Genomic DNA, 23,834 nt, shown 5'->3' with positions numbered 1-23,834 from the left:
GCCTCTTCCGTCAACTCCGCACGCGTGGCGGCGGAAAACACCAGCAGCCACGGTGGTGGAGGCGGCAGCACACTGTCGAATGTCATAAGCCCCTCGTGTTCCGGTGCATCGGATCGGGTGGCACGCCGGTGCTTGCTACGATCGCCGCACCGGCCGGTCGGCGCCGCCGCGCGCACCACTGCTCGACGCTTTCGATGCGGAAAGCGACACCTTCGACAAAGGAGTAGAGGAAGAATGCCGGAGAACTCCTTCCAGGGTCTGGTCGTCGATACCGAACCCGCGTCCGACGCCTATCTCGTCATCGGCATTCCCGGATCCGGAAAAAGCTCGGTGTCCGCCGCCCTCGCCCGCCGCTTTCCCCTCGGCGCGCACATCGAGGGCGACCACATCCAGGAACTCATCGTCTCCGGCGGGCACCTGCCCTCCCCGGAGGAGGACCTGGAGGCCGACCGCCAGCTGCTGCTGCGCGCCCGCAACGCCTCGGTGCTCGCCCGCAGTTTCCACGCCGCCGGCGTCGTCCCCGTCATCGACGACGTGGTCGTCCGGCGCGCGCACCTCGACTACTACCTGGAGCAGTTGGAGGGCCTGCCGCTGCACCTCATCGTCCTCGCGCCCACGGCGGACGTCGTCGCCCGGCGCGTCGCCGAACGGGACAAGGTGCTCGCCGACGACTGGTCGTTCCTCGACGAGGCGATGCGCACCGAACTCGACGGTCGGGGAACGTGGTTCGACAGCTCCGAGATGACCCTCGGCGAGACCGTCGACGCGATCCTCGCCAAGGGCTGAGCCCCCGCCCCACCGCCCGGCGCCGGTGCTCCCGGTGGAGCCCGGCGCCCTCATCCGCCGTCGATCCGGCGGACGGCGGACAGCCAGGTGAGCATCAGGTGGGCGCTCCGGTGCAGGAACGCCCGCGCGTCCTGCGTCCAGGCCGGGCCCCGCGCCTGCTCGGCGAACTCCCGCAGGCCGTGCGCCAGCGAGGCGTACGCCTCCCGGTAGTCACTCCCATCCGGGCGGAACTCCCGCAGCCAGTCCAGCAGTTCGTCCATGAAGCGGATCGCGGGCAGCTCGGCGGTGAGATCGGCGAAGAGGTCGTGCGCGTTGCGCTCGTGGTGGACCAGGGGCCCGCCGAAGCGGACGGAGTGGCCCAGGTGCTTGGTGCACGCCGCCAGGAAGTACCCGCTGAAGATGTCCCCGAAGCGCTCCAGGGGAGCGCCGCCGACGGGCTGCCCCATGCGGAGGAAGTAGTAGGCGGGCAGCGCGTCCCGGTGCACCGCCGTGTTCTGGGAGTTGACGGGGCACCAGGTGTCCCGCGCCAGGACGGCGGCCGGCCCCCGGTAGGCGGTCACCGTGGGGCGGACGGCGAGCCTGGTCACCGCGTCCACGTCGGGATCGCCCAGCCACAGCCCGGCGTTGACCCGGACGTCGGCCGTCTCCTCCGTCCACGTCGGCGCGGCCGGGTCCGTGCGCGGCCCGTACGGGAAGCCCCGGGGGTGGACCCGGCAGGGCGTCACGTCCAGCAGGTCGCAGCAGTTGAACCAGCCGGACGGCGACGACACCGTACGGTGCCGCGCCGGTCCCTCCAGCACCACCCGGTGCTCGTCCAGGAACGGGCTCACGGCGGGCAGGTTGTCGTCGTCCATGGACACGGCGCACGCGCTGCCGTTCAGGTACGACAGCAGATAGCCGATGTTGCGCCGGTTGTCCGAGTCGTACGGCACGAGCTCCGGCACGCCCAGCTTCGCCAGCAGCCGGTCCTGCTCCGCCACGTCCGGCGAGAGGATCGCGGCGCCGCGGGCGCGGGCCCGGTCGCAGGCCGCGTGGAAGGCGGCGGGTGTCCGGCGGTCGGGGATGACGACGAGCCGGGCACCGCCCTCCGCCAGGGTGTCGGCGTAGTGCTCCAGGAACTCCCCGGAGCCGATGGTCGTGATGACGATGTCGATCGTTTCGGACATGTGGTCACTCCGCAGTGTGGTCACTCCGTAGGGGGAATGTCCCGCCAGAACCGCAGTCGGGAAGAGGCGGTGACGAGGGGCGCGCCGATCCAGAGGAGCATGACGACGGCCAGCCCGAGCCGCGGGCCGAACAGGCTGCCGAGCGCGCCGCCGACCAGGCCGCCGACGAAGAGCATGCCGCGGCTGACGAACCGGACGCAGGCCACCGTCCGCTGCAACAGGTCGGCCGGGGTGAGGAGTTGGACGAGCGTGGCCTGGCCGACCGTGAACACGGCGTACCCCGCGTGGAACAGCAGCGCCCCGGACAGGAACAGGAACAGCCCGGTGCCCGGCCGGGTCAGCGGCAGCAGCAGTCCCGCGGGGGCGCACACCGCCGCGGGGGTCCAGACCGCGCGGGCCGTGCCCAGCCGCCGCGCGACACGGCCCGCGCCGAACGCCCCGACCAGCCCGCCGATGCCCACCGAGCCGATCAGCAGGCCCAGAGTGCCGGGGGCCACCCCGACGTCGTCGGCCAGGAAGAGGACGACGAGCGCCTCGTACGCGGCGAAGCAGCAGTTCCCCAGGGCGGAACCCGCGATCGACGCCAGGATGACCGGTCGTCGCGCCACGAAGCGGAACGCCTCGGCGAGTTCCGCCCACAGGCCCGTCGCGCGGCCCGCCGTGCCCGGCGCCGCGCCGGGGGCCTCGATCTGCGCCCTCATCAGCAGATTGCACGCCGCGGAGGCCGCGAAACCGCCCACGTTGAGCAGCGGGGCCCGCTCGGGCCCCAGCACCTGCACCGTGAACCCGGCCACCGCCGGACCGAAGGCCAGCGACACCGCGCGCGCCATCTGCAGCCGGACGTTCCCGTGCACGAGCCGGTCCTTGGGCAGCATCCGCGGCGGCATGGACAGGTACACGATCTCGTAGAACACCGTCGCGCAACTGACCAGCACGTTCGACAGGTAGAGGTGCCACAGCGCCAGGTGCCCCGTCGCCGCCAGGACCGGCACCATGGTGACGATCACCGCGCGGCCGAGGTCGGCGAGGAGCAGCAGCGTCCGCGGGCGCAGCCGCGCGCCGTACACACCGGCGGGCAGCGTCAGCACCAGCCACGGCAGATAGCCCGCCGCCGTGATCAGCCCGACCTCACCGACCGTCGCCCCCAGCGTCCGGGCGGCGAGCAGCGGGAAGGCGACGACCGTCGCCATCCCGCAGAGCTGGCTGATGCCGCTGCCGATCCAGAGCAGGCGGAAGTCCCGCTCCAGGGCGCGGGCGGGGGCGGTCGGGAGCGTGGCGAGATCGGACATGACGGGTGCTCTCTTTCTGTTCGGTGCGCCGCGCTTTCCCCGGGCGGGGTTTGCCCGGGGGGCGCGGACGTGCAAAGTCCGCGAACGCCGTGGCGGCGGACGCCCCGGCGGCGCCCGGCCCACGGCACCGTCCGGGCGGGGGCCGTCCGCCTCGGAGCCAGGCCGACGGCGGGTCCGGCGACGGGCCCGGTGGCAGGCTCCGCGGGAGCCGCCACGGCGGATACGAGCACGGCCCCCGTGAGAGGACCGGCACCGGGCCGCCGCTTCCCCGGACGGCCCCTATCCTGGCGACGCGCACGGCTTCCGCCACGGCCCCCGGCCCGCTCGGCGCGTCCCGGACGGCGGGCGTGCCGCGCTCGGCGTCTCCGGATACCTCGGTGGCTCGGGAGACTCCGGTGACCCCCGCGGCTGCCGGGGTGCCGGCCGCAGTGGTCTGGGCGGCAGCCTCGTCCGCTCCGCCGACCGGGGCGGCCCGGTGAACCCCGCGGGCTCCGGCGGCTCCGGCGGCTCCGGCGGCTCCTCCGGCCCCGGTCGTCGCGGCGATCCGGGCGCCTCGGCCGCCCCACGCGCCCGCCGCTGCCTCTGCTCCCTCTGTGCCCTCTGTGCCCCCGCACCCCTTCACAACGCCACCGGAACCGATCCCCCCGCCACCGACCGCTCCGCGGCCAGCGCGCAGCGCAGGGCCGCGTGGGAGTCGCGCCAGCCGGCCGCGGCCGGGGCGGGCGGGCCGCCGGCGGCGGTGGTGAGGAAGGCGCGCAACTGGGTGCGGTAGGCGGTGGCGAAGCGGTCCCAGTAGCCCTGGTGGCGAGGGGCCGGCGCACCGCCCGCGCCGGGCTCGGCCGCGCCCGTGGGGGTCGCCTCCAAGTTGCCTTGTTCGCCCAGCAGTTCGGCCCGTACGTCGTAGCCCAGGGGCTGCCGGCGGCCGGCGGTGAGGACCGCGAGGGTGCCGTCGTCGAGCCGCAGCATGGCGGTGACCGTGTCGAAGTCGCCGAGGTCCGCCAGTTCGGGGCAGGCCAAGGCCGCGCCGTCGGCGGTCACCCGGACGATCGTCCGGCCGGTGAGCCACCGGACCAGGTCGAAGTCGTGCAGCATCAGGTCGGTGAAGACCGAACCGCTCTCCCGGAGCCGGGCGAGCGGGGGAGGGGCCATGTCGTGCGAGACCAGCCGGAGGACGTGCGCCCGCCCCAGGTCGCCGGCGGCGGCGCGGGCCCGCAGGCCGGCGAAGCCGGGGTCGAAGCGGCGCTGGAACCCCACCCACAGCGGCACACCCCGCCGTTCGGCCGCCCGGCCGAGCGCCTCGGTCGTCGCCGGATCGACGGCCAGCGGCTTCTCGCACAGCGTCGGCACCCCCGCCCCGACCAGCTCCGCGACCAGTTCCGGGTGGCTGGTGGTGGCCGCCGTCACCAGCGCCGCGTCGCAGCCCCGGGAAACCAGGACCTCGACCGAGTCCGCGACGGACCCGCGGGGCGCCTTCCGGGCCAGCGCCTCGGCGCGTTCCGGGACGACGTCCACGCACACCAGCCGGTGCGGGCCCAGCGCGGCCAGGTGTGCGGCGTACAGCGCGCCGATCCGCCCGCAGCCCAGCAGACCGACGACCGGACCCTCGCCCCTCGCCGTACCCCCGCTCATCGCCGTACCCCCGCGGTCGGCGCGACGGCGGACCGGACCAGGCCGACGAGGTCCGCAGCCTCCCGGCGGGCCCGCAGCCGGGCGCCCCACTCGGCCGCCCGTTCGGTGTACCGCGGATCGGCCAGGACGTCCTCGACGCCCCGCCGGATATCCTCGGTCGGCACGTAGGGGCCGTCGGCCGGGCCGGAGGTGCGGTCGGTGAAGGCGAGCCGCCCGCGCGGGGTCGTCGCACTGGTCCGCAGCAGCACCCCCGCGCCGGTCGCTTCCGCCAACTGCCGTCCGTTCAGCTCCTGTTCGGACATGAACGGCATGACGACCGACGGTTTCCCGTGCAGCAGCGCGGCCAGCACCGTCGCCGAACCGCCGTGGCTCACCACCACGTCCGCCCAGGCCAGCGGCGCGTCCAGGCCGGTGAAGCCCGCCACCACCGCGTTGTCGGGCACCACCAGACCGCCCTCGAAGGCGAAGCCGCTCGACACGTACACGGTCCAGGGCCGCTCCGCGCAGGCGTCCAGGACGTTCTGGAGCGCCCGCCGGGCCACGTTGCCGCCGCTGCCGATGGTGACGTACACCCGCGGCCGGTCCGTGCGCGGCGGCTCCGGGGCGGCGGCCGGCGGGTTCCAGTACATCGGGCCGACGTAGTGCGGCGTGCCCCGGTGCGGCGGCCCGTCCAGGGGTTCGAGGCCGGGGTCGCTCGACACCAGGGTGACGTCCCCCCACAGCAGGTGCTCCGCCCGCGCCACCGGGCCCAGCCCGAGTCCGCGCGACACCTCGTCCCAGACCGGCAGGCTGGAGGGGTGCGGCAGCAGGTCGCGCGGCGCGACGGTCGACCACGGCATCCAGCCGTTCGCGCGCGGGGTGACGAAGTCGGCGTCGGCGAGCGAGACCACCGGCACGCCGGCCGCGCGGGCGGCGAGCGCCGCGGTGGGGTACATGTCGATGACGACCGCCGTCGGCCGGAACTCCTCGATCAGCCGGGCGTCCGCGGCCAGCCGCCGCCGGACGCGCTCGATCCGGTGGAACGTCGCCGCGACCGCGAACACCCGCTCCACATCGGCGAACGGCAGGTACGGCGGCGTCGGGTGCCGGGCCGGCGGCCGGGGCGCGTCGGGCCCGGAGTCCAGCACCGGGAACCCGGCCTCCCGCACCATCGCCGTCACACCGCAGTCCGCGAACGCCACCTCGGCGCCCGCCGCGGCCAGTTCCGCCGCCAGCACCAGGCAGCGGCCGGTGTAGGCCGCGCCGCCGCCCCAGGCCCAGGGGAAGAACAGCACCCGTTCGGTCACACTTCCTCCATCTCGCCTTGCTCGCCCCATATCTGACATGACCTCAGACCGTCAGTCCGCCGTCCACCGCGATCACCTGCCCGGTCACGTACGACGCGGCGGGGGAGCACAGGAAGGCCACGACCGCGGCGACCTCCTCGGGCCGGGCCGGCCGGCCGAGCGGGGTACGGCGGACGACGTCCTCGCGCGCCCGCTCCGGCAGGCCGTCGTGCGCGGGCGTCCCGGCGACCAGGCCGGGGGCCACGCAGTTGCAGGTCAGGCCGTACCGCCCGTACTCCCGGGCGACCGTCCACGCCAGCCCGTGCAGCCCCGACTTGCCCGCCGCGTACGCCGCCTGGCCCGGCCGCCCGCGCAGCCCTGCCACCGACGACACCAGCACCACCCGCCCGCCGGGCCGCCGGAGCATGGCCCGCACCCCGGCCCGCAGACAGCGGAACGCGCCGCCCAGGTTGACCGCCACCTGCTCCTCCCACTCCTCGTCCGGCACGTCGAGCAGCAGCCGGTCCCGGTGGACCCCGGAGTTGACGACGAGCGCGTCCAGCCGGCCGAACTCCGCCACGGTCGCGTCGACCGCCCGCCTCCCGCCGTCCGGCCGGGACAGGTCGGCCGTCACCGCCACGGCCGCCGCGCCCGCCGCACGCAGCGCGTGGGCCACGTCCGCCGCCGCGCCCGCGTTGCGGTGCGCGTGCACGGCGACCGCGTGCCCGGCGGCGGCCAGCGCGTGCGCGACGGCCCGGCCCAGCGGCCCGGAACCGCCGGTCACCAGCGCGGCCCGGCCGCTCACCGCGCCTCCCCGACGGGGAAGCACGTCTCCTCGATGCGCGCGAACCGGGCCCGCAGCCGGTCCGCCGCACCCGGATCCCGGGGACCCTCCCGGCCGCCCGCCGCGACCATCGCCTCCCGCAGCCGGTCCAGCGCGGCCAGCAGCGGACGGCCCAGCGCCAGCACGCGCGGGTACACCGCGGGCGGGTCCGGCTGCTCGTGCGCCGCGATCAGGGCGGTGCCGAGCCGCTTCGCCCGCAGCCGGGCGTCCAGCGCGGCGGTCCGCACCGCGGCCACGGCGGGGGAGAGGCCGTCCGGCGGGCCCAGCGCGTGCGCGTAGAGGAACAGCTGGGGCTGGAGGTCGCCCAGGACGAGCACGTGCAGCGCCCGGGCCGGCACCGGGCCCAGGCCGCGCGCGGCGAGCCCGTCGAGCTCGTCGAAGAGGCCGCGCAGCGCCCGCGCGCCGGCGGACAGCAGCGCGGTGTCCCGGTCCAGCCGCCCGGCCAGGTACTCCGCCGGGTCCCGCTCGTCCGGCGGGCCGGTCGCCGCCACCGTGCCCACCCAGGTGAACAGCGCCCGCAGCGCGGGCGTCAGCGTCCACCGCCGCCGGAAGCCGTCGGCCGGGTCGGCATCGGTGTCCAGCACGGTGACGACGCCGTCGGCCGGGGACCAGCCGACCGCCAGCACGGCGTGGTCGTGGAAGTGGAAGCGGCCCTCGTACACGTCGCCGGGCAGGTGGTACCGGTCCGGCAGCACCATCACCGGCTCCCCGGCGGCCAGCCGCTCCAGCACGAACGGCACGTTGCGGGCGCCGTCGTCGAACGCCGTCCGGTACGTCACCCGGCAGCCGTCGAAGTCCCGGGCGAGGTCCCGGCCCACCGGGTCCAGCGGGCCGTTGAGCGCCCGCGCGACCGCCGGCGGAGGAAGGCCCCGGAACCGCAGCACCGCCTCGACGCAGCGGAGCACGCAGTTGAGCCCGTCCAGCGCGCGGTCCCCCCAGCCCAGCGCCGCGCCGGGGTCGAACCGCGGGACGGCGGCCGTCCCCGTCACCGCGGCTCCCGCACGGCGGCCCGGGCGCGGGCGACCAGGGTGTCGGCCAGGTGACCGAGGTTGTCGAAGACCGTCCAGTCGGTCTCCTCCTCGCTGTAGGGCACGCCCCACGCGTCCTCGAAGCGGGAGAACACCACGATCAGATCGAGGGAGTCCATCCCGATCTCGTCCAGGGTGGCGCTCTCGTCGAGCCGGTCGGGGAGGTGGGGGCGTTCCGCGAGGACGGTCGTGACGAGCCTCATCGCGTCCTCGCGGTCGGGCAGCCGGGGAGTGGCGCCGTTTCCGTCGGTCGGTCCGGTCATGTCGGATTCCCTTTCGTCGGTGGGCGTGCGAGTGGTCGTACGGTGGGCGGATCAGCCGCCGCCGTCCGTCATGAGCGGGCCGCGCCGGATCTTCCCGCTGGGCGTTCTCGGCAGTGCGTCGACCCGGCGGATCACCGTGGGCACCTTCACGGGCGTCAGCAGCTCGCCGGCCCGGCGGCGCAGGGCCGCCGCGTCGAAGTCGCGGGCGTCGGCCTCGACGAACGCCCACACCTGCGTCCCGCCCGCCGGCCCCGGCCGTCCCACGACGGCGCAGTCGCCCACCCCGGGCAGGCCGCGCAGGACGGCCTCCACCTCGGTGGGCGAGACCTTGTTGCCCCCGACGTTGATGAGCGCGTCGGCGCGGCCGGTCAGCCGGAGCCCGCCGCCGGGTCCGAGGACGCCGAGGTCGCCGGTGGCGACCCAGCCGTCCGCGTCGGCGAGCGGTACGGGCCGGCCCTGCCGCATCCGGACGGGGGAGAGGCCGGGGAAGCGCGCGGTCACCGGCCCCGGACCGGTGGTACCGGCCCGCAGTCCGACGCCGGGCAGCGGTCGGCCGACGCCCTCGCCGCCGGCCGGGCCCAGGGTGAGCTGGCCCAGCTCGGAGTTGCCGTAGTGGTCGAGGACGGGGATCCCGGCGGCGTGCCACGGCCCGGCCGCGGCGGGCGGCAGGGCCTCGCCCGCGCTGACGCACCGCTTCCACCGGCCCGCGCGTGGCACGCCGCCGCGCCCCCACCAGTCGAGGACGAGCGGGACGGTCTGCAGGACGGTCGGCCGGTGCCGCTCGGCCAGGGCGGCGGCCCGGGCCGGGGTCAGCGGGCCGGACGGCACCACCTGGCAGGCGCCGGACGCGAGGACGGCGAGGGTGCCCGCCTCGATCGCGTAACTGTGCCCGAGCGGGCTGGTGGTGAGCACGACATCGTCGGCGTCGAGCTCCAACCGGCGGGCGAACGCGGCCGAGTTGCGGAACGTGCCCGGCCACTCCCGGGAGATCACCTTGGGCCGGCCGCCGGTCCCCGAGCTGGCGACGGCGAACGCCGGTGCCCCCGCGTTCCGCCCGCCCGGCCGCGGTCGTGCCACCCGGCCGTCGGCGACGAGGAGTTCGGCGCCGAAGTCGTCCAGCGTGGCGGCCCGTTCGGCGCCGCCGACGCGCTCTTGCAGCACCAGGACGGCGGCGCCCAGGGACAGCGCGGCGGCGAAGTCGGCCACGGACTCCAGCAGGCAGGTGAGGACGACGGCGGTGGGCACGCCAGGGCCGACACCCGTGCCGCTCAACGCCCTCGCCCTTTCGGTGACTTCCCGTTCCAGCTCGGCGTAGGTCACCGACCGCCGCCGGTCCGCCAGGGCCGGCCGGTCGCCGCGGCCGGCACGGCGGTGCCCGGCGAGGACGTCCAGCGGGGTGTCGGGTGCGTCGTCCACGGTCATCCCTCCCGGTACACGGTGCAGCGGTACGCGTGCCGCCGGCCCATGGCGGTCACGGTTTGGGGCGGTCCCACCACGGCCGGACCATCGCCCGTGAGCGCGGCGACCAGCGCGGCCAGCGGGGCGGTCGCCCGCACGTCCTCGGGCAGGGCGCCGCCCGCCGTCGGGCCGCCCGCCGCGCCACCGTCCGCCACGGCGCCTTCTTCCGTCGTCCAGGGCCCCGCCCCCACGTCCTCCCGCCGGAACACCCCCACCGGCCCCAGCCGCCCCAGGACCCGCGCCCCTCGTGCCCGCGCCCCCGTCGCCGTCTCCAGGACGAGGAAGGCCGCCGCGCCCGCCACCGGCGCGCCGCCAAGAGCCGCCGCGGCCGCCGGGCTGAGCAGGTCGTAGGCGCCGCACAGCATCGGGGCGTCGGCTCCGAGGCGGAGGTGCCGGTGGGCCGCCGCGAGGGCCTGGAGGCCCCCGCCCGGACCGACGAGGGTGGCGGAGGGGCCGCGCAGGCCGTGGCGGAGGCAGATCAGCGAGGTCACGCCGTGCGCGTTGAAGTGGACGAACGACTCGGGGGCCAGCGCGGACCGCGCCCCCGCGTCCAGGCGGGACCGGATGGCCTCCGCGACGTGCCCCGAGCCGTACAGGGAGCCGACGAGGCAGCCGGTGGCGGGCGGGAGTCCGCCCGCGCGGGCCGGCGCCCGGCCCGCCGACGCGGCGATGCGCTCCGCGAGCTCGCCGGTCCACTTGTTGACGTCGCGGCGGCCCTCGGCGCCCGCCGCGTGCGCGCGCCACAGCTCGGCGGTGTCGATCCCGTCCGCGACCGCGGCGGTGACGACGACGTCCGGGAATCCCATCACGGCCTCCGGAAGACGAGGGCGGTGTTCATCCCGCCCAGGCCGCAGGACACGCTCAGCGCGGTCCGCAGGCCCGGTACGGGCCGGGGGCGGTCCTCCAGCACCAGGTCGAGGTCGTCGAACGCCGGGTCGACGGGCGCCGCTCCCCACGTCGGGGTGACCGCGCGGTGGACCAGCGACAGCACGCACGTCACGGCCTCGACGGCGCCCGCGCCGCCCTGCAGGTGCCAGAGCACCCCCTTGACGCTGTTGACCGGGACCGAGGGCAGCCGGTCGCCGAACACCGCGCGCAGCGCCGTCACTTCCGCCGTGTCGCCACGCCGGGTGCCCGGCCCGTGCGCGTTGACGAAGTCCACCTCGTCCGACGTCAGTTGAGCGTCCGTCAGTGCCAGACGGACGGCCAGTTCGATACCGGCCGGGTCGGGGGCGGCGAGGTGGCCGGTGGCGTTGGTCAGACCGCAGCCGGCGAGCACCGCCAGGACCGTCCCGGGCGCCGCCGTGTCCAAGGGCTGCAGCCGGAGCACGGCCGCGCCCTCGGAGAGGCCGATGCCGCGCCGCCGGGAGCTGAACGGCCGGCAGCCCTCCGGGCCCAGCGTCCGCAGCGAGTTGAGGCCCAGCAGGGCCAGGTCCGTGACGGCGTCCGCGCCGCCCGCCACCGCGGCCGGGGCGTCCCCGGCGGCCACCAGGTCCCGGGCCACGGCGACGGCCGCGGCGCCCGACGCCGAGGCGTTGGCGACGGTCACGGCCTCGCCGCCCAGCCCGGTGCGCTCCGCGCAGGCCGCCGCCAGGTCGCCGGGGAAGCGGCCGGGCAGGGGCGGGACCGCGCCCGGATCCGTGGTGCCGAGGACGAGCGCCACCCGCCCCAGCCCGTCCGCGTCCAGCCCGTCGACCGCCTCCCGTACGGCGGCCCCGGCGAGATCGAGGGCCCGCCACTCCCCGTCCCCCTCGACGGGCGACGGCACCCGTCCCGCCGCGCCCAGCGTCGCGCCGGTCACGTCGAACTCCGTGACGGGCGGCCGGTGCGCCCGCCCGCCGCCCAGCGCCTCCCACAGCGCCGGCACCCCGACCCCGCCCGGCCCGCACGAGCCCAGCCCGGTGACGGCGACCGGCCGCCGGCCCGCGCCGCTCACCGCCGACCGCCCCGGCTCAGCGCCCGGGCCAGCGAGCTGAGGCTCGCCGACTCCAGGACGGTGTCGTCGGGCAGGGACACGTCCAACTCCTGTTCCAGTTCCCCGATCACCGAGATGAGCAGCACCGAGTCGACGCCCGCCGCCGCCAGCGGCTCGGTGTCGCCCAGCCACGGCAGGTCCGGCTCCTCGTCCAGCCGGCGCGCGAGCCCGGCCCGTACCCGCGCCAGCATCGCCCGGTGCCCGTCGTCCCCCGTCACGCCGCCTCCGCCGCGACCCGGAACGCCGCGTCGCAGGCGGCCAGGGTGTGGTCGAGGTCCGCGTCCGTGGTGGCGGCGCAGACGAACCAGTGGTGGGTGGGGTGCAGCAGCACGCCCCGGCGCGTCGTCTCCGTGAAGAACGCGTCCTGAAGCACCCGGGACCTGCCGGGTTCCGGATGGTCGAAGGTCAGGAACGGCATCTGCGGCACCCCGCGCACCCGGGCCGGCACCCCGTGCGCCCGCGCCAGCCCGGTCAGCCCCTCCTGCAGCCGCGCCCCGAGCGCGCGGACCCGCTCCAGGAGCGTCCCGTCCGCCAGCCGGTCCATCGTCGCCAGCGCGGCGGCCATCGCCACCGTGTTGGAGTAGAACGTGGACGAGATGTGGGTCCGGCCCACCATCGCCATCACGTCGGCCCGGCCGGTCAGCGCCGACACCGCCCAGCCGTTCGCCATCGCCTTGCTGAACGTCGCCAGGTCCGCCCGGACGCCGAACAGCTCCTGCGCCCCGCCGAGGGCCACCCGGAACCCGGACCGCATCTCGTCGAAGACCGCCAGCGCGCCGTGCTCGTGCGCGAGGTCGACGGCCCCCTGGAGGAAACCCGGTTCCGGCGCGTCGAGTTCGAACGGCATCAGCAGCAGGCAGGCCACCTCGCCGGGGTGGCGTCGGAAGACCTCCCGCAGGCTGTCCAGGTCGTTGTACCGAAAGGTGTCCACCTGGGTCCGTACGGTGTCCGGGATGCCGCCCGGCCGCTGCGCCGCCCAGTCGTGCCACCCGTTGTAGCCCCAGCGCACGACCCGGTCCCGGCCGGTGAAGGCGCGGGACAGGCGCACGGCCGCGCTGGTCGCGTCGGAGCCGGTCTTGAGCAGGAACACCCGCTCCGCGCCCGGGATCACCTGGACGAGCCGCTCGGCCAGCTCGATCTGCGTCCGTTTGCGGAGGGTGATCGAGAAGCCCTCCTCGATCTCCCGGAGGGCGGCCTCGGTCACCGCCGGGTCGGCGTGGCCGAGGATGATCGTGCCGTAGGCGAGGATGTAGTCCAGGTACTCGTTGCCGTCGGCGTCCCAGACGCGGGCGCCCCGGGCCCGTTCGCCGTAGACGGGGTAGGCCCCGTCGACCAGCCGGTCGCGTTCGATGACGTAGTCCTTCTCCGACAGCGTCGCGTCCACGAGCCGGCCGCGGGCCAGCAGCTTCGCCGAGTTCCCGAGCGGGAGCGGCCCGGCGGGGGCGGTTCGGTCGATTCGGGCTGTGGGGCTCGTTCGGTCGGTCGCGTCCGTTCGGTCTGTGGGGCTCGTTCGGCTGGTCGCGTCCGTTCGGTCTGTCGGGCCCGTTCGGCCCGTCGCGTCGGTCGGGTAGGTCACGGCGTGGTCCCCTCCGCGGCCGGACGTCCGCTGTCCGTCCGGCCCGCTCGTCGTGTCGCCTGGTCCGTTCCTTGTGCCTGCCGCGTCCGTTGACCGCGTCCGTTCAGCCCGTCCGCCGACCGCGTCCGCCGGCCCGGCCCCGTGCTCACGGGCGGCCCCCCGCGCTCACCGGCGGCGGCCCCCCACGCGGGGCCCCTCACCGGCCCCCCGGTCCGCGCCGAGTGCCGCGGACGAGCCGCCCCGGCAGCGTGCCGGTCGGCTCCCCGTCGCGGAACGTGATCTCGCCCGCGACGATCGTCGCCGCGTACCCGTCCGCCTTCTGGATCAGGCGCCCGCCGCCCGCCGGGAGATCGTGGACGAACTCCGGCGAGCGCAGCGCGAGCCGGTCGAAGTCGATGACGTTGAGGTCCGCCCGGTAGCCGGGCCGCAGCAGCCCGCGGTCCCGCAGCCCGTACAGCCGCGCGGGCTCCCAGGTCTGCTTCCGGACGACGAACTCCAGCGGCAGCCGTTCGCCCCTGCCGCGGTCGCGGGCCCAGTGCGTCAGCATCGACGTCGGGGTGCTGGCGTCGCAGATCAGCCGGCAGTGCGCCCCGGCGTCGCTCAGGCCCAGGACGGCCTGCGGGTGGAGCAGCATCTCGCGAATCGGTTCCAGCGTGTACTCGGTGTAGCCCAGCAGCGGCCGGAAGATCATGCCGCTGGTCTCCCCGGAGGCGAGGAAGTCGTAGATCAGCGCCTCGGGGTCGTGTCCGGTGCGCCGGGCGAGCGCGTCGAACGACCGGTCGGCGGCGGGCTCGTAGTCCGGCCCGGTGGCGTCCATCGGGAAGTGCCGCGCGTAGCCCCGGGGGAACAGCGCCGAGCGCGGATCGGCGTTCTCCGGGAGCTCGCCGAGGATCCGCTCCCGCAGCGCCGGGTCGCGCATCGCCGCCCGGCGCTCCGGCGCGGGCAGGTGCGCGATCCGCTTGTAGGACGGGCGCTTGTGGAACGGGTGGGTGGAGTCCAGGCTGATGACGACGCCGAACGGGCGCCCGGCCACCTGCGGGTGCAGGTCCGCGCCGTCCCGCACCGCGTCCTCGGCGATCTGGAGCAACTCCCGCCAGCCGTCGGGGTCGTTGTCGTTCTGGAAGAGGCCGAACGTCACCGGCCGGCCGACCGCCGCCGACAGCCGGCGCATCCAGGTGATCTCGCCGAGCGGGTCGTCGACCCGCTCGCCGCCCGCGCCCAGCGGTACGAGCTGGAAGACGCCGGTGCCCGCCGCGCCGAGCACCCCGCCCAGGGCGAACAGCTCCTCCTCGGCGGCGAAGGTGCCGGGCACCGGGTCGCCGGTGATGGCGAGGTGGGTGAGGGTGCGGGAGGTGGAGAAGCCGAGGGCGCCCGCGTCGATGCCCTCGCGGGCGAGCGCGCACATCCGCCGCAGGTCGTCCTCGGTCGGCGGCTCGTTCGCCGCACCCCGGTCGCCCATCACATAGGCCCGCAGCGCGCCGTGCGGCACCTGCGCGGCGACGTCCAGGACGCGCGGGACGCGCTCCACCGCGTCGAGGTACTCGGGGAACGTTTCCCACTCCCAGGTGATGCCCTCGGACAGCGAGGCGCCCGGGATGTCCTCGACGCCCTCCATCAGCCCGACGAGCCAGTCGTGCCGGTCCGGGCGGGCGGGCGCGAAGCCGACCCCGCAGTTGCCCATCACCACCGAGGTGACGCCGTGCCAGCAACTGGGCGTGAGCAGCGGATCCCAGCTCACCTGCCCGTCGAAATGGGTGTGGATGTCGACGAAGCCGGGGGTGACGATCCGGCCGTCGGCGTCGAGCTCCGTCCGGCCCCGGTCCGGCACCCGTCCGACCCGGGTGATCACGCCGTGGTCGACGGCGACGTCGGCGCGGCGGGCGGGGATGCCGGACCCGTCGTACAGCGTGCCGCCGCGGATGATCAGATCGTGCATGGCGGTCCGGCCTCCTGCGGGTCCTGAGGGGTGTGCCATCGGCCTGCGGGGGCGAACAGCAGGTTCTCGTACGCGTAGTGGTCCCGCGGCCGGTGCGGCACCGGGGTGCCGTCGCGCAGCTCCCACGGCTCGTAGCCGGCGGCCGTCAGAGTGTCGACGAGCGTGCGGCTGGGCGGGGCGCCCGCCACCTCCAGGTCGCCCACCTCCAGCGAGACGACCGGCCGTCCCCCGGCCAGCAGGTCGCGCATCCCGGCCAGGACGTGCGCCTCCGCGCTCTCCGCGTCGATCTTCACAAAGTCCGGGGCGAGGCCCTCGGCGCGGACGTAGTCGTCCAGGGCGACCGTCTCGGCCGTGAACGGGACGGACGGGATCCGGGCCCGGACGGCCTCCGGCAGCCGGGCCTCGAACGCCGAGTTGTAGGCGCTGTAGCCGAGGCCGTGGTCGTACAGGACCAGCTCGTCGCGGTGCGACCAGACGGCCGCCGGCACCACCCGGGCCCCCGGGAAGCGGCCGGCGTTCCGCCGCAGGACGGTGAGCGTCGACGGCGTCGGCTCGAACGCCCGGACCGTCCCGCCGGGGCCGGCCAGGGCGGCGGCCAGCACGGTGTAGTAGCCGATGTGCGCGCCGACGTCGAGCACCGTCGCGCCGGGGCGCAGGTGGGACAGGAGGAAGGCGGTGAGGTCGTAGTCGACGAAGCCGCGGCGGCGGAGGGCGACGGAGACCTCCTCGGGGAGCGCGATCGTCATCTCCTGGCCCCAGAAGGTGCGGACGGTCGAGGGCCGTCCCGCGCCGCGGTGCCGCCGGCGGCGCAGCGCGCGGGTGCTCGGGTACGACGTGCGGACCGGGTGGCGCAGGCGCTGCGCGAGCCCGCCGGGCCCGGTCGTACGCGCGCGCCGGTCGAGGGCGGCCCGCCAGGCGGTCCGGTCGGTGACGGTCATGGGCGCGGGTGCTCCAAGTCCTGTGCGCGTGCGGGTGGTCGTGACCGTTCGTGGTGGTCCGGAGGCTCGGTCACGGGTATCGGCGGGCCGGGCTCGCGGCCGTCCGCGGCCAGCCGGGCCAGCTCGGCGTCCACCATGATCTGGGCGAGCCGGCGCACCGGTGTCCGCGCGGTCCAGCCGAAGGCCCGGCGCGCCTTGCCCGCGTCGCCGACGAGGGCGTCGACCTCCGTCGGGCGCAGGTACGCGTCGTCGTGGCGCACGTGGCGGCGCCAGTCGAGGCCGACGTGGGAGAAGCAGTGCCCGGCGAAGTCCCGTACGGTGGTACCGACCCCGGTGGCCAGCACGTAGTCGTCCGGTCGGTCGAGCTGGAGCATCCGCCACATGCCCTCGACGTACTCGGGGGCGTACCCCCAGTCGCGGACGGCGTCAAGGTTGCCGAGGTAGAGGTGCTTCTCCAGGCCGGCCTTGATGCGGGCCGCCGCCCGGGCGATCTTGCGGGTCACGAAGGTCTCGCCCCGGCGCGGCGACTCGTGGTTGAAGAGGATGCCGTTGACGGCGAACAGGCCGTACGCCTCGCGGTAGTTGCGGGTCATCCAGTAGCCGTAGAGCTTGGCGGCGGCGTACGGGCTGCGCGGCCGGAAGGCGGTCCGCTCGTCCTGCGGGGGCGGTGCGGCGCCGAAGATCTCCGACGACGATGCCTGGTAGTACCGGATGTCCCGGTCCCGGGAGGTCATGAGGACGGCCTCCAGCAGCCGGGTGGTGCCCATCCCGGTGATGTCGCCGGTGTTCTCCGGCTCGTCGAAGCTGACCCGGACGTGCGACTGAGCGGCCAGGTGGTAGACCTCGTCGGGCCGGATCCGGCCGAGCAGCGTCACCAGGCGGCTGGCGTCGCGCACGTCGCCGTAGTGCAGGATCAGCCGCCGCCCGGCGTCGTGCGGGTCGCGGTAAATGTGGTCCAGGCGGCGGGTGTTGAAGGTCGAGCTGCGGCGGACGATGCCGTGGACCTCATAGCCCTTGTCCAGCAGCAGGTCGGCGAGGTACGAGCCGTCCTGGCCGGTGATGCCGGTGATCAGCGCTCGTTTCACGGCGCTTCCCCGGGGGTTGTCCGGCCGTGCGGCGCGGCGCGTCCGGCCACCGGATCCGTCATGTCGGTGCACCCTCCTTCTCCGGGGGCAGGTACTCCAGGGGCACGTACCGGGGGTTGAACCGCTCGTGGACGTACACCCGGCCGGCGCCGCCGCAGTCGATGACGTACTCCTTGCTGACACACGCGGGCGCGGCCCCGCCCAGCGGCCAGACGCCGCGCGAGACGGCGATCGGCTCCCGGCTGAGCGAGAGGCCCATGGCCTTGAGGTAGGGGCCCAGTAACTCGTCGGCGGGTGGCACCAGTTGGCCGCACCGCCGGGCGGCGATCACCACCCGGTTCACGCTGATGACGTCCAGGGCCGGGGTGAGGATCCGCGACCGCCGGTCGACCACCAGGGCGTCGGGCGCGGCGCCCAGCACATGGCACCCGATGTGCCGGACGCGGGCGGCGCGCACCTGCCGCTGGTGGTCGACGCGTACGCGCAGCCGCTCACCGACGAGGGCGTCGAGCAGCACGGTCGTGGAGCCGTCCGCGCATACGAGCATCCTCGTCTGCGGTGGTGCCGAGGAGAATTCCCCGAGCCGTTCGATCATGTCACCACCGCTTCATGAAATACATATGAAAGAACCGGATGAAAGGATGGGAAAACCCGGTGTGCCCGGCCGAAGAATGCATCTTCGGACAATCAGGTGCCAAGCAGTGCCAAGCAGGCTATGAGGCCGGGAATGCGACGGTCAAGCGGCGCCCGATCGCGCAAACTTGTGCGGTCGCACGCCCCCGGGGCAACGGCGGCGCGGATTCGCTCCGGTCGCTCCGCCTTTCCCGGAGGGGTCCGGTTCTGCTTATCTGAAAGGGGGGTTGAGGGAATGACGTACGCGATCGGGTTATGCGTTATGCCGATGAACCGAGCGGCTCGGCGAAGAGGGAACGAGTGGGAGGCCGGGAACACCGGAGGCTCGGAAACCAGTCGGAAACCAGTCGGAACCAGTCGGAAACCAGGAGGACGCCCCCATGTCGCCAGCCCTCACCCGGACCACCGTCGGCATCGTCGGTGCCGGTCCGGCCGGCCTCATGGCGTCCCACCTACTGGCCCGCGCGGGCATCGACTCGGTGGTCGTCGACCACCGCACCCGGGCCGAGATCGGCGGCACCCAGCGGGCGGGCATCCTGGAGGCGGACAGCGCCCGCCTGCTGGCCGACAGCGGTGTCTCCGACCGGGTCCGCCGCGAGGGCCGGCCGCACGCCGGCATCACCCTGCGCTTCGGCGGCGAGAACCACCGCGTCGACTTCCAGGCCCTTGTCGGCGAGAACGTCTGGCTCTACCCGCAGACCGACGTGTTCACCGACCTCGCCGACGCCCGTGAACGCGACGGCGGAGACGTCCGCTACGGCGTGACCGGCACCCGCGTCACCGACCTGGCCACGGACCGCCCCGGCATCCTGTTCACCGACGCCGAGGGCGTGGCCCGCGAGGTGCGCTGCGCCGTCCTCGTCGGCGCGGACGGCTCGCGGGGAGTGTGCCGGGCCGCCGTTCCCGAGGCGGCGCGCACCCACTTCCTCCGCGCGTACCCCTTCGCCTGGTTCGGCGTCCTCGTCCACGCACCGCCCAGCGCCGGCGAACTCGTCTACACCCACTCCCCGCGCGGGTTCGCGCTCGTCAGCCGACGTACGGAGTCCGTCCAGCGCCTGTACTTCCAGTGCGACCCGGACGAGGACCCCGCCGACTGGCCCGACGACAGGATCTGGGCGGAACTCCAGGCGCGGGTGCGCGGCGCCGACGGATTCGCCCTCGCCGAGGGCCCGGTCCTCGACCGCTCGGTCCTGCGCTTCCGCAGCTTCGTCTGCGAACCCCCGCGCTACGGCCGCATGCTGCTCGCCGGCGACGCCGCGCACACCGTCCCGCCCACCGGCGCCAAGGGCCTCAACCTCGCCCTCACCGATGCCCGTCTCCTCGCCGAGGCGGTGGAACGCGCCGTCACCGCCCGCGACTTCCGGCACCTCGACACCTACGGCCCGCGCGCCCTCCGCCGCACCTGGCGGGCCCAGCACTTCTCCTACTGGATGACGAACCTGCTGCACCGCCTCCCCGGCGCCACCGCCTTCGACGAGCGCCGCCAACTCGGCGAACTGGCGAGCCTGGTGTGCTCGACGGCCGCCTCGACCCATCTCGCGGAGGGGTACACGGGGCGAGTGGTGCCCGCTCGGCGGCCACGGAAGCCCCGGGCGACGCGGGAGCGGCCGGATCCCCGCTGAACACCGGCCGCGCGTACCCCCGTGAGACGATCAGCGGATGAACCGGACACCGCGCACCCTCCCCCTGGCCGCGCTGCTGATCGTCTGCACGGCCGCGCCGCTCGCGTGCGCGCGGCCGGCTCCCCTGCCCGCCGTCCGGGACGAGCCCGGGGGCCGGCCGGGCCCGCGCACCCCCTCCGCCGGGCCCTCGCGGAGCACCCCCGCCGCTTGCCCGCGCGAGGGCCTGCGGGTCACGGCCGGGCCCGTCGACGCCGCCATGGGCCTGCGCAGTATGGGCGTGCGGCTGGAGAACTGCGGTACCGCGCCCCGCACCGTCGAAGGCCGACCGCGCCTGCGCGTCCTGGGGGAGAAAGGGGAGGCGCTGGACGTCGCCGTGCGCGACGACCTCGCGGCCACCCCCCGCCCGGGCGGGCCGGACACCCCGGCCCGGCCGGTGACCCTGCGACCCGGCGCGGCGGCGACGGCCGTGGTCCTGTGGCGCAACACGTACGACGACACCCGCCGGCCCCCGCTGCTCGGCCGGCACCTGGAGGTGACCCCGGCCCCGGGCGTCCGCGCCCAGACGGTCGAGCCGGAGGGCGGCCTGGACCTCGGCAGCACGGGCAAGGTGGCGGTCGGCCCGTGGAAGCCGGTGGGCTGACGCCCTCGGGCGCCGGTGCGTACGGACGTCGAACGGCGGTTCCGGTGGGCGTCGGCGGCCTGATCACCGGACGCCCAGGGCCGGTCGACCTCCTGCGGGGAGCCGGCCCTCCGGCCGGGCGCGCGGCACCGTCCGGCACCCGGACGATTCCGCTCCGTTCGCGACCTCCCGCACTCCGCACGCCCCCGCATCCGGCCGGGGGCCCGGGGCACCCGCGCGGTACGCCACCGAAGGACGGGCCCGGAAGGGCCGGGAGGAAGGAGGCCGGGTCATGACCGGGGAACGCGGACGACCACGCCACAGGAAGCACAGGACCATCGGGACCATCGGGCACCGGGGGCACGGCAAGACCACGCTGGCCGTCGCGGCGGGGAAGGCCGCGGCGAAGGCGTACCGGCAGGACGCCGGTGCCGTCGAGCGGATCGTGGAGGCCGCGGGCAACACCCGCCCCGCGCTGGCCCCGTACAGCACCCACAGCGCGTACACCACGGCCGACTGCCACTACACCCACTTCGACACGGAGGCCCGCCACGTCGGCGACCTGCTCGGCCACGCGTCGCTGGACGGGGTCGTCCTCGTCGTCTCGGCGCTCGGCGCCGTGCCCCCGCAGGCGCGTGACCACCTGCGGCTCGCCCGCGGGGCCGGGGTGCGCCGGCTCGTGGTGTTCCTCAACAAGTGCGACGCGCTCGCCGACCCGGAGGCGGCCGGCGAGGCGGAGGAAGCGGTCCGCGCCCTCCTCCGCGACCAGGGGCTCGACGACGAACGGGTACCCATCGTCCGCGGTTCCGCCCTGCGGGCCCTGGCGGGCGACGTGTTCTGGGAGGCGTCCGTCATCGAGCTGATGGAGACGCTGGACGCCCGTCTGCACGCCTGACGCGTCTCTGCACGCCTGACGCGTCCGCGCCCGCGGCCGTCAGCCCGCGAAGCAGAAGACGCAGCCCTCCAGCAGCGGCAGCGAGCTCAGCACCCGGTGCCGTACACACGAGGCCGTCGCCGCCTCGTCGGGCCCGGGGAGGGTGTACCCGTCGTCCCGGGCGGCGGCCGGGTCGAACGCCTCGACCATCTCCCGGAACCGGCGCAGGTACTTCTCCGCGAACGGCGGGAAGTAGTCCAGCTCGTCCCAGCGGTGCCGCCGCAGCGCCAGGTCGGTGACCCGCAGCACGAAGTCCTTGGCCTCCGCCCGCTCCCGGGCGGTACGCCCCCAGTCGAGGTCGGCCAGGTCGAAGCCGACGGCGCCCCGGCCCATCACGGACTGGTCCTGCCGGGCCGGCAGGGCGGCGAACCGGTGGTCCCACGGCCGTTCCGCCAACGCGGACACCGCCAGCGTGAGGACGTCGACGAAGACCGCCGTACCCCCGTTGGTGAGGTACAGGCTGTCGTCACCGGCGAAGAAGGTGTTGCCCATCCCCTCACCCTACGACCGGCCCGCGGCCGAGCGGGTGTCGGTACCGGTGGACCCCGGCCGGTTCGGGCTCGTCGCCCGGGAGGGGCGAGGCCGCCGTTCCGGCCCGTGGCCCGGGCATAAATCGCGCGCGACAGGTCGACCGCCGCACTACCGTTCGGCCATGGTGACCTTCGTACTGGTGGCGGGCGCGCGGCTCGGGGGATGGGCGTGGGACGGCGTCGTGCCCCACCTCCGCGCGGCCGGGCACGATGTCCGTCCGCTGACGCTGTCCGGGCTGGCCGAGAAGCGCGGTGTGTCCGCCGGGCAGCAGACCCACGTCCGGGACATCGTCGACGAGGTCGAGCGGCGGGAGTCGCGCGACGTCGTCCTCGTCGGCCACAGCTACGCGGGGATCCCGGTCGGCCAGGCCGCCGGGCGGATCGGCGACCGGCTGCGGCGCGTCGTGTTCGTCGACGCCGAAGTGCCGTCCGACGGCGCGTCGTTCGTCTCCGTCTGGCCGGACGGCGGGGCGGCGGTCACGGCGGAGATCGCCGAGCACGGGGGCTTCTGGCCGACCGTGCCCGCCGGCCACTACGCGGGGCACGGGCTCACGGACGAACAGATCGCACGTATCGTGGCCGGCTCGACGCCCCACCCCGGCGCCACGCTCACCGAGCCCGCGGTCCTGGCGCGTCCCCTGGAGGAGTTGCCGACGACGTACGTCCTCTGCCGCCTCGCCGGACCCGAACCGAGCGACGCGGTAAGGGGATTGCTGTCCGGTCCGCAGTGGCGGCGGGCCGACCTCGACACCGGCCACTGGCCGATGTTCTCCCGGCCGCGCGAGCTGGCCGACGTCCTCCTCGACGCCGCCGCCCTCAACGGACCAGTGGCGCGGCCCTGCTGACGAACTCCTCTATGGCCCGCCGCGCCCGGGCGTCGAGGGCGTCCCTGGCGCTCTGGTCCCGGGCGGTCGAGATCTCCCACGTGCTCGCGTAGGCGCGCTCGGCCGCGGCGTTCACCTCGGCGTCGTCGGTGAGCAGCCGGACCCGGTACAGCGCCTGCCGGGCCGCCGTGCGGCGGCGGTGCGCCTCGTCCCGCGCCGCGACGTACGCCTCGGTGCCCGGGGCCTCCCGCCCGCTGTACCAGCGGTCCGCCTGGCCGTGGCGGTAGTCCTCCATCGCCTCGGCGAACGCGCTGTACGTCGCCATGCGTTCGCGCCGGAGCGCCTCCGACCGGGCGAACGACTCGCCGCGCTCCGACACGCGGCGCTGGAGGACATGCGTGATCACCGAGCCGAGCAGCGTTCCCACGACTGCCACGGCGCTCGTCCAAATGGCTTCCATGGCGTCAGCTGATCACGTGGGGGACGGGTGTGGCCACGGGGCCGTCATGGCGGGGGCGCGTGGCCCGCGGCTCGGACGTGGTCGCGGGCGAGGCGGGTGAACGCGTGCGCGGCGGCGCTGTGGTACGCCGCCTCCCGCCACAGCAGGGCGACCGTGCGGGAGGGGAGGGGCGGCCGGACGGCGACGGGGGTCAGACGGGGGTCGTCCTCCGCGATGGCGTCCGGCAGCACGGTGGCCAGTCCGGTGCGCCGGACGATCTCGGTGAGCGCCTGGAGGGAGTTGGCCTCGACCGCGATGCGGGGGCTCACCCGGTGCCGGGTGAGATAGGCGTCGACGTGCCCGCGCGTGGTGAAGTCCGGGCTGAGGAGCGCGAGTTCGACGCGGGCGAGGTCGTGTGGGGAGAGCGGGGCGGTGGCGGCCGGACCGTCGGTCCGGGGGCCCGTGACGAGGCTCAGCGTCTCGGTGAAGAGCGGGGCCGCCGCGACGCCCGGCTGGTGCGGTCCGTCGAAGGCGATGCCCACGTCGAGGTCGTCGGCGAGCAGGGCCGTCTCCAGCTCGTCCTGCGCCATCTCCCGGAAGGTGAGGGTGATCCCCGGGTGACGGGTGTGCAGTTCGGCGGTGAGGGGGCCGATGAGGTACGCGGTGAACGTCGGGGTCGCCGCCAGACGCAGCCGCCCCTCGGACAGGTCCCGGACGTCCCGTACGGCCCGCTCGGCGGCGGCCAGATCGCGCAGCGCGCGCCGGGCGTGCCGGACGTAGACCTCCCCGGCGTCGGTGAGCCGGACCGCGCGTCCCGTCCGGTCCAGCAGCTGGGCGCCCACCGTGCGCTCCAGCTGCTTGATCTGCTGGGAGAGGGTCGGCTGGGAGATGTGCAGGTCCTCGGCGGCACGGGTGAAGTTGCGGTGCTCGGCCACCGCGAGCAGATAGCGCAGGTGGCGCAGTTCCAGGGCCATGGACACCACCATAGATGACAT

Annotated in this window: 24 protein-coding genes; 5 read left to right on the top strand and 19 right to left on the bottom strand. The window is 75.5% G+C overall.

Translation table 11 applies throughout. The features are described 5' to 3' along the window. The first annotated feature begins 234 nt into the window (after nucleotides 1–234). The gene (locus tag J7W19_RS02425; RefSeq protein WP_004951029.1) at nucleotides 235–786 is read left to right on the top strand and encodes an AAA family ATPase; all 552 of its coding nucleotides are present in this window, start codon (nucleotides 235–237) and stop codon (nucleotides 784–786) included. A gap of 50 nt (nucleotides 787–836) precedes the next feature. Here the strand turns inward: J7W19_RS02425 and J7W19_RS02420 are convergent, their stop codons facing one another. From J7W19_RS02420 to J7W19_RS02345, 16 genes are all read right to left on the bottom strand, one after another. Beyond that, nucleotides 837–1,952, bottom strand: a complete 1,116-nt coding sequence (locus tag J7W19_RS02420; protein ID WP_004951028.1) for a hypothetical protein — start codon at nucleotides 1,950–1,952, stop codon at nucleotides 837–839. Nucleotides 1,953–1,972: 20 nt separating this feature from the next. Beyond that, nucleotides 1,973–3,241, bottom strand: coding sequence for an MFS transporter (locus J7W19_RS02415; RefSeq protein WP_004951026.1), 1,269 nt, complete (start codon nucleotides 3,239–3,241; stop codon nucleotides 1,973–1,975). Between the two features lie 618 nt (nucleotides 3,242–3,859). Then, on the bottom strand, nucleotides 3,860–4,870 hold the full coding sequence (locus J7W19_RS02410; protein ID WP_004951024.1) for a Gfo/Idh/MocA family protein: 1,011 nt from the start codon (nucleotides 4,868–4,870) through the stop codon (nucleotides 3,860–3,862). Further along, nucleotides 4,867–6,156, bottom strand: a complete 1,290-nt coding sequence (locus J7W19_RS02405) for a glycosyltransferase (protein WP_004951022.1) — start codon at nucleotides 6,154–6,156, stop codon at nucleotides 4,867–4,869. The genes J7W19_RS02410 and J7W19_RS02405 overlap by 4 nt, the downstream gene beginning before the upstream one ends. A gap of 43 nt (nucleotides 6,157–6,199) precedes the next feature. Further along, the gene (gene fabG / locus J7W19_RS02400; protein WP_004951020.1) at nucleotides 6,200–6,940 is read right to left on the bottom strand and encodes a 3-oxoacyl-ACP reductase FabG; all 741 of its coding nucleotides are present in this window, start codon (nucleotides 6,938–6,940) and stop codon (nucleotides 6,200–6,202) included. Beyond that, the gene (locus J7W19_RS02395; RefSeq protein WP_004951019.1) at nucleotides 6,937–7,968 is read right to left on the bottom strand and encodes a BtrH N-terminal domain-containing protein; all 1,032 of its coding nucleotides are present in this window, start codon (nucleotides 7,966–7,968) and stop codon (nucleotides 6,937–6,939) included. Before J7W19_RS02395 ends, fabG begins: the two co-directional genes overlap by 4 nt. Beyond that, complete coding sequence (locus tag J7W19_RS02390; RefSeq protein WP_004951017.1) at nucleotides 7,965–8,270, bottom strand: acyl carrier protein; 306 nt, start codon at nucleotides 8,268–8,270, stop codon at nucleotides 7,965–7,967. The genes J7W19_RS02395 and J7W19_RS02390 overlap by 4 nt, the downstream gene beginning before the upstream one ends. A 51-nt stretch (nucleotides 8,271–8,321) precedes the next feature. Then, nucleotides 8,322–9,692, bottom strand: coding sequence for a class I adenylate-forming enzyme family protein (locus J7W19_RS02385; RefSeq protein WP_004951016.1), 1,371 nt, complete (start codon nucleotides 9,690–9,692; stop codon nucleotides 8,322–8,324). Next, nucleotides 9,689–10,534, bottom strand: coding sequence for a beta-ketoacyl-[acyl-carrier-protein] synthase family protein (locus J7W19_RS02380; protein WP_004951013.1), 846 nt, complete (start codon nucleotides 10,532–10,534; stop codon nucleotides 9,689–9,691). Before J7W19_RS02380 ends, J7W19_RS02385 begins: the two co-directional genes overlap by 4 nt. Further along, nucleotides 10,534–11,664, bottom strand: a complete 1,131-nt coding sequence (locus tag J7W19_RS02375) for a beta-ketoacyl synthase N-terminal-like domain-containing protein (protein ID WP_004951011.1) — start codon at nucleotides 11,662–11,664, stop codon at nucleotides 10,534–10,536. The genes J7W19_RS02380 and J7W19_RS02375 overlap by 1 nt, the downstream gene beginning before the upstream one ends. After that, nucleotides 11,661–11,921: an acyl carrier protein gene (locus J7W19_RS02370; RefSeq protein WP_004951008.1), complete on the bottom strand. Its 261-nt coding sequence runs from the start codon at nucleotides 11,919–11,921 to the stop codon at nucleotides 11,661–11,663. Before J7W19_RS02370 ends, J7W19_RS02375 begins: the two co-directional genes overlap by 4 nt. Continuing rightward, on the bottom strand, nucleotides 11,918–13,087 hold the full coding sequence (locus J7W19_RS02365; RefSeq protein WP_004951007.1) for an aspartate aminotransferase family protein: 1,170 nt from the start codon (nucleotides 13,085–13,087) through the stop codon (nucleotides 11,918–11,920). Before J7W19_RS02365 ends, J7W19_RS02370 begins: the two co-directional genes overlap by 4 nt. Nucleotides 13,088–13,475: 388 nt before the next feature. After that, nucleotides 13,476–15,215 carry an N-acyl-D-amino-acid deacylase family protein gene (locus tag J7W19_RS02360; RefSeq protein ID WP_004951004.1) on the bottom strand — a complete coding sequence of 580 codons (1,740 nt, stop codon included), beginning with the start codon at nucleotides 15,213–15,215 and terminating at the stop codon, nucleotides 13,476–13,478. Next, nucleotides 15,203–16,153 (bottom strand): FkbM family methyltransferase, encoded by a 951-nt coding sequence (locus J7W19_RS02355; RefSeq protein ID WP_004951003.1) that lies wholly within the window; start codon nucleotides 16,151–16,153, stop codon nucleotides 15,203–15,205. The genes J7W19_RS02360 and J7W19_RS02355 overlap by 13 nt, the downstream gene beginning before the upstream one ends. After that, the gene (gmd, locus tag J7W19_RS02350; RefSeq protein WP_004951001.1) at nucleotides 16,150–17,238 is read right to left on the bottom strand and encodes a GDP-mannose 4,6-dehydratase; all 1,089 of its coding nucleotides are present in this window, start codon (nucleotides 17,236–17,238) and stop codon (nucleotides 16,150–16,152) included. The genes J7W19_RS02355 and gmd overlap by 4 nt, the downstream gene beginning before the upstream one ends. A 58-nt stretch (nucleotides 17,239–17,296) precedes the next feature. Continuing rightward, nucleotides 17,297–17,833, bottom strand: coding sequence for a hypothetical protein (locus J7W19_RS02345; protein ID WP_040891658.1), 537 nt, complete (start codon nucleotides 17,831–17,833; stop codon nucleotides 17,297–17,299). Nucleotides 17,834–18,251: 418 nt separating this feature from the next. Between J7W19_RS02345 and J7W19_RS02340 the strand changes: the two genes are divergently transcribed. The 3 genes from J7W19_RS02340 to J7W19_RS02330 all read left to right on the top strand — a co-directional run bounded on the left by J7W19_RS02340 (nucleotide 18,252) and on the right by J7W19_RS02330 (nucleotide 21,007). Further along, nucleotides 18,252–19,493 (top strand): 4-hydroxybenzoate 3-monooxygenase, encoded by a 1,242-nt coding sequence (locus J7W19_RS02340; protein ID WP_004950998.1) that lies wholly within the window; start codon nucleotides 18,252–18,254, stop codon nucleotides 19,491–19,493. A 37-nt stretch (nucleotides 19,494–19,530) separates the two neighbouring features. Next, complete coding sequence (locus J7W19_RS02335; RefSeq protein WP_004950996.1) at nucleotides 19,531–20,133, top strand: DUF4232 domain-containing protein; 603 nt, start codon at nucleotides 19,531–19,533, stop codon at nucleotides 20,131–20,133. Between the two features lie 271 nt (nucleotides 20,134–20,404). Next, complete coding sequence (locus J7W19_RS02330) at nucleotides 20,405–21,007, top strand: GTP-binding protein (RefSeq protein WP_004950995.1); 603 nt, start codon at nucleotides 20,405–20,407, stop codon at nucleotides 21,005–21,007. 39 nt (nucleotides 21,008–21,046) lie between these two features. Here J7W19_RS02330 and J7W19_RS02325 read toward each other — a convergent pair whose 3' ends face one another. Continuing rightward, complete coding sequence (locus J7W19_RS02325) at nucleotides 21,047–21,538, bottom strand: hypothetical protein (protein WP_004950994.1); 492 nt, start codon at nucleotides 21,536–21,538, stop codon at nucleotides 21,047–21,049. A 160-nt stretch (nucleotides 21,539–21,698) separates the two neighbouring features. On the opposite strand from J7W19_RS02325, the gene J7W19_RS02320 reads away from it, so the two are divergent. Then, on the top strand, nucleotides 21,699–22,421 hold the full coding sequence (locus J7W19_RS02320; protein ID WP_004950992.1) for an alpha/beta fold hydrolase: 723 nt from the start codon (nucleotides 21,699–21,701) through the stop codon (nucleotides 22,419–22,421). On the opposite strand, the gene J7W19_RS02315 is transcribed toward J7W19_RS02320, so the two are convergent. Beyond that, the gene (locus tag J7W19_RS02315) at nucleotides 22,393–22,860 is read right to left on the bottom strand and encodes a hypothetical protein (RefSeq protein ID WP_040891657.1); all 468 of its coding nucleotides are present in this window, start codon (nucleotides 22,858–22,860) and stop codon (nucleotides 22,393–22,395) included. The two genes, J7W19_RS02320 and J7W19_RS02315, sit on opposite strands and share 29 nt — an antisense overlap. Nucleotides 22,861–22,904: 44 nt before the next feature. Continuing rightward, nucleotides 22,905–23,813, bottom strand: a complete 909-nt coding sequence (gene cynR / locus J7W19_RS02310) for a transcriptional regulator CynR (protein ID WP_040891659.1) — start codon at nucleotides 23,811–23,813, stop codon at nucleotides 22,905–22,907. Nucleotides 23,814–23,834: the final 21 nt, after the last annotated feature.

This window comes from Streptomyces mobaraensis NBRC 13819 = DSM 40847, from assembly GCF_017916255.1.
Classification (GTDB): domain Bacteria; phylum Actinomycetota; class Actinomycetes; order Streptomycetales; family Streptomycetaceae; genus Streptomyces; species Streptomyces mobaraensis.
This window is presented reverse-complemented; position numbering and strand designations above follow the sequence as displayed.

Coding starts and splice junctions, on each gene's coding strand:
- J7W19_RS02425 (WP_004951029.1), top strand. CDS start 235: ATGCCGGAGAACTCCTTCCAGGGTCTGGTCGTCGATACCGAACCCGCG.
- J7W19_RS02420 (WP_004951028.1), bottom strand. CDS start 1,952: ATGTCCGAAACGATCGACATCGTCATCACGACCATCGGCTCCGGGGAG.
- J7W19_RS02415 (WP_004951026.1), bottom strand. CDS start 3,241: ATGTCCGATCTCGCCACGCTCCCGACCGCCCCCGCCCGCGCCCTGGAG.
- J7W19_RS02410 (WP_004951024.1), bottom strand. CDS start 4,870: ATGAGCGGGGGTACGGCGAGGGGCGAGGGTCCGGTCGTCGGTCTGCTG.
- J7W19_RS02390 (WP_004951017.1), bottom strand. CDS start 8,270: ATGACCGGACCGACCGACGGAAACGGCGCCACTCCCCGGCTGCCCGAC.
- J7W19_RS02385 (WP_004951016.1), bottom strand. CDS start 9,692: ATGACCGTGGACGACGCACCCGACACCCCGCTGGACGTCCTCGCCGGG.
- J7W19_RS02380 (WP_004951013.1), bottom strand. CDS start 10,534: ATGGGATTCCCGGACGTCGTCGTCACCGCCGCGGTCGCGGACGGGATC.
- J7W19_RS02360 (WP_004951004.1), bottom strand. CDS start 15,215: ATGCACGATCTGATCATCCGCGGCGGCACGCTGTACGACGGGTCCGGC.
- J7W19_RS02355 (WP_004951003.1), bottom strand. CDS start 16,153: ATGACCGTCACCGACCGGACCGCCTGGCGGGCCGCCCTCGACCGGCGC.
- J7W19_RS02345 (WP_040891658.1), bottom strand. CDS start 17,833: ATGATCGAACGGCTCGGGGAATTCTCCTCGGCACCACCGCAGACGAGG.
- J7W19_RS02340 (WP_004950998.1), top strand. CDS start 18,252: ATGTCGCCAGCCCTCACCCGGACCACCGTCGGCATCGTCGGTGCCGGT.
- J7W19_RS02335 (WP_004950996.1), top strand. CDS start 19,531: ATGAACCGGACACCGCGCACCCTCCCCCTGGCCGCGCTGCTGATCGTC.
- J7W19_RS02330 (WP_004950995.1), top strand. CDS start 20,405: ATGACCGGGGAACGCGGACGACCACGCCACAGGAAGCACAGGACCATC.
- J7W19_RS02325 (WP_004950994.1), bottom strand. CDS start 21,538: ATGGGCAACACCTTCTTCGCCGGTGACGACAGCCTGTACCTCACCAAC.
- J7W19_RS02320 (WP_004950992.1), top strand. CDS start 21,699: ATGGTGACCTTCGTACTGGTGGCGGGCGCGCGGCTCGGGGGATGGGCG.
- J7W19_RS02315 (WP_040891657.1), bottom strand. CDS start 22,860: ATGGAAGCCATTTGGACGAGCGCCGTGGCAGTCGTGGGAACGCTGCTC.
- cynR (WP_040891659.1), bottom strand. CDS start 23,813: ATGGCCCTGGAACTGCGCCACCTGCGCTATCTGCTCGCGGTGGCCGAG.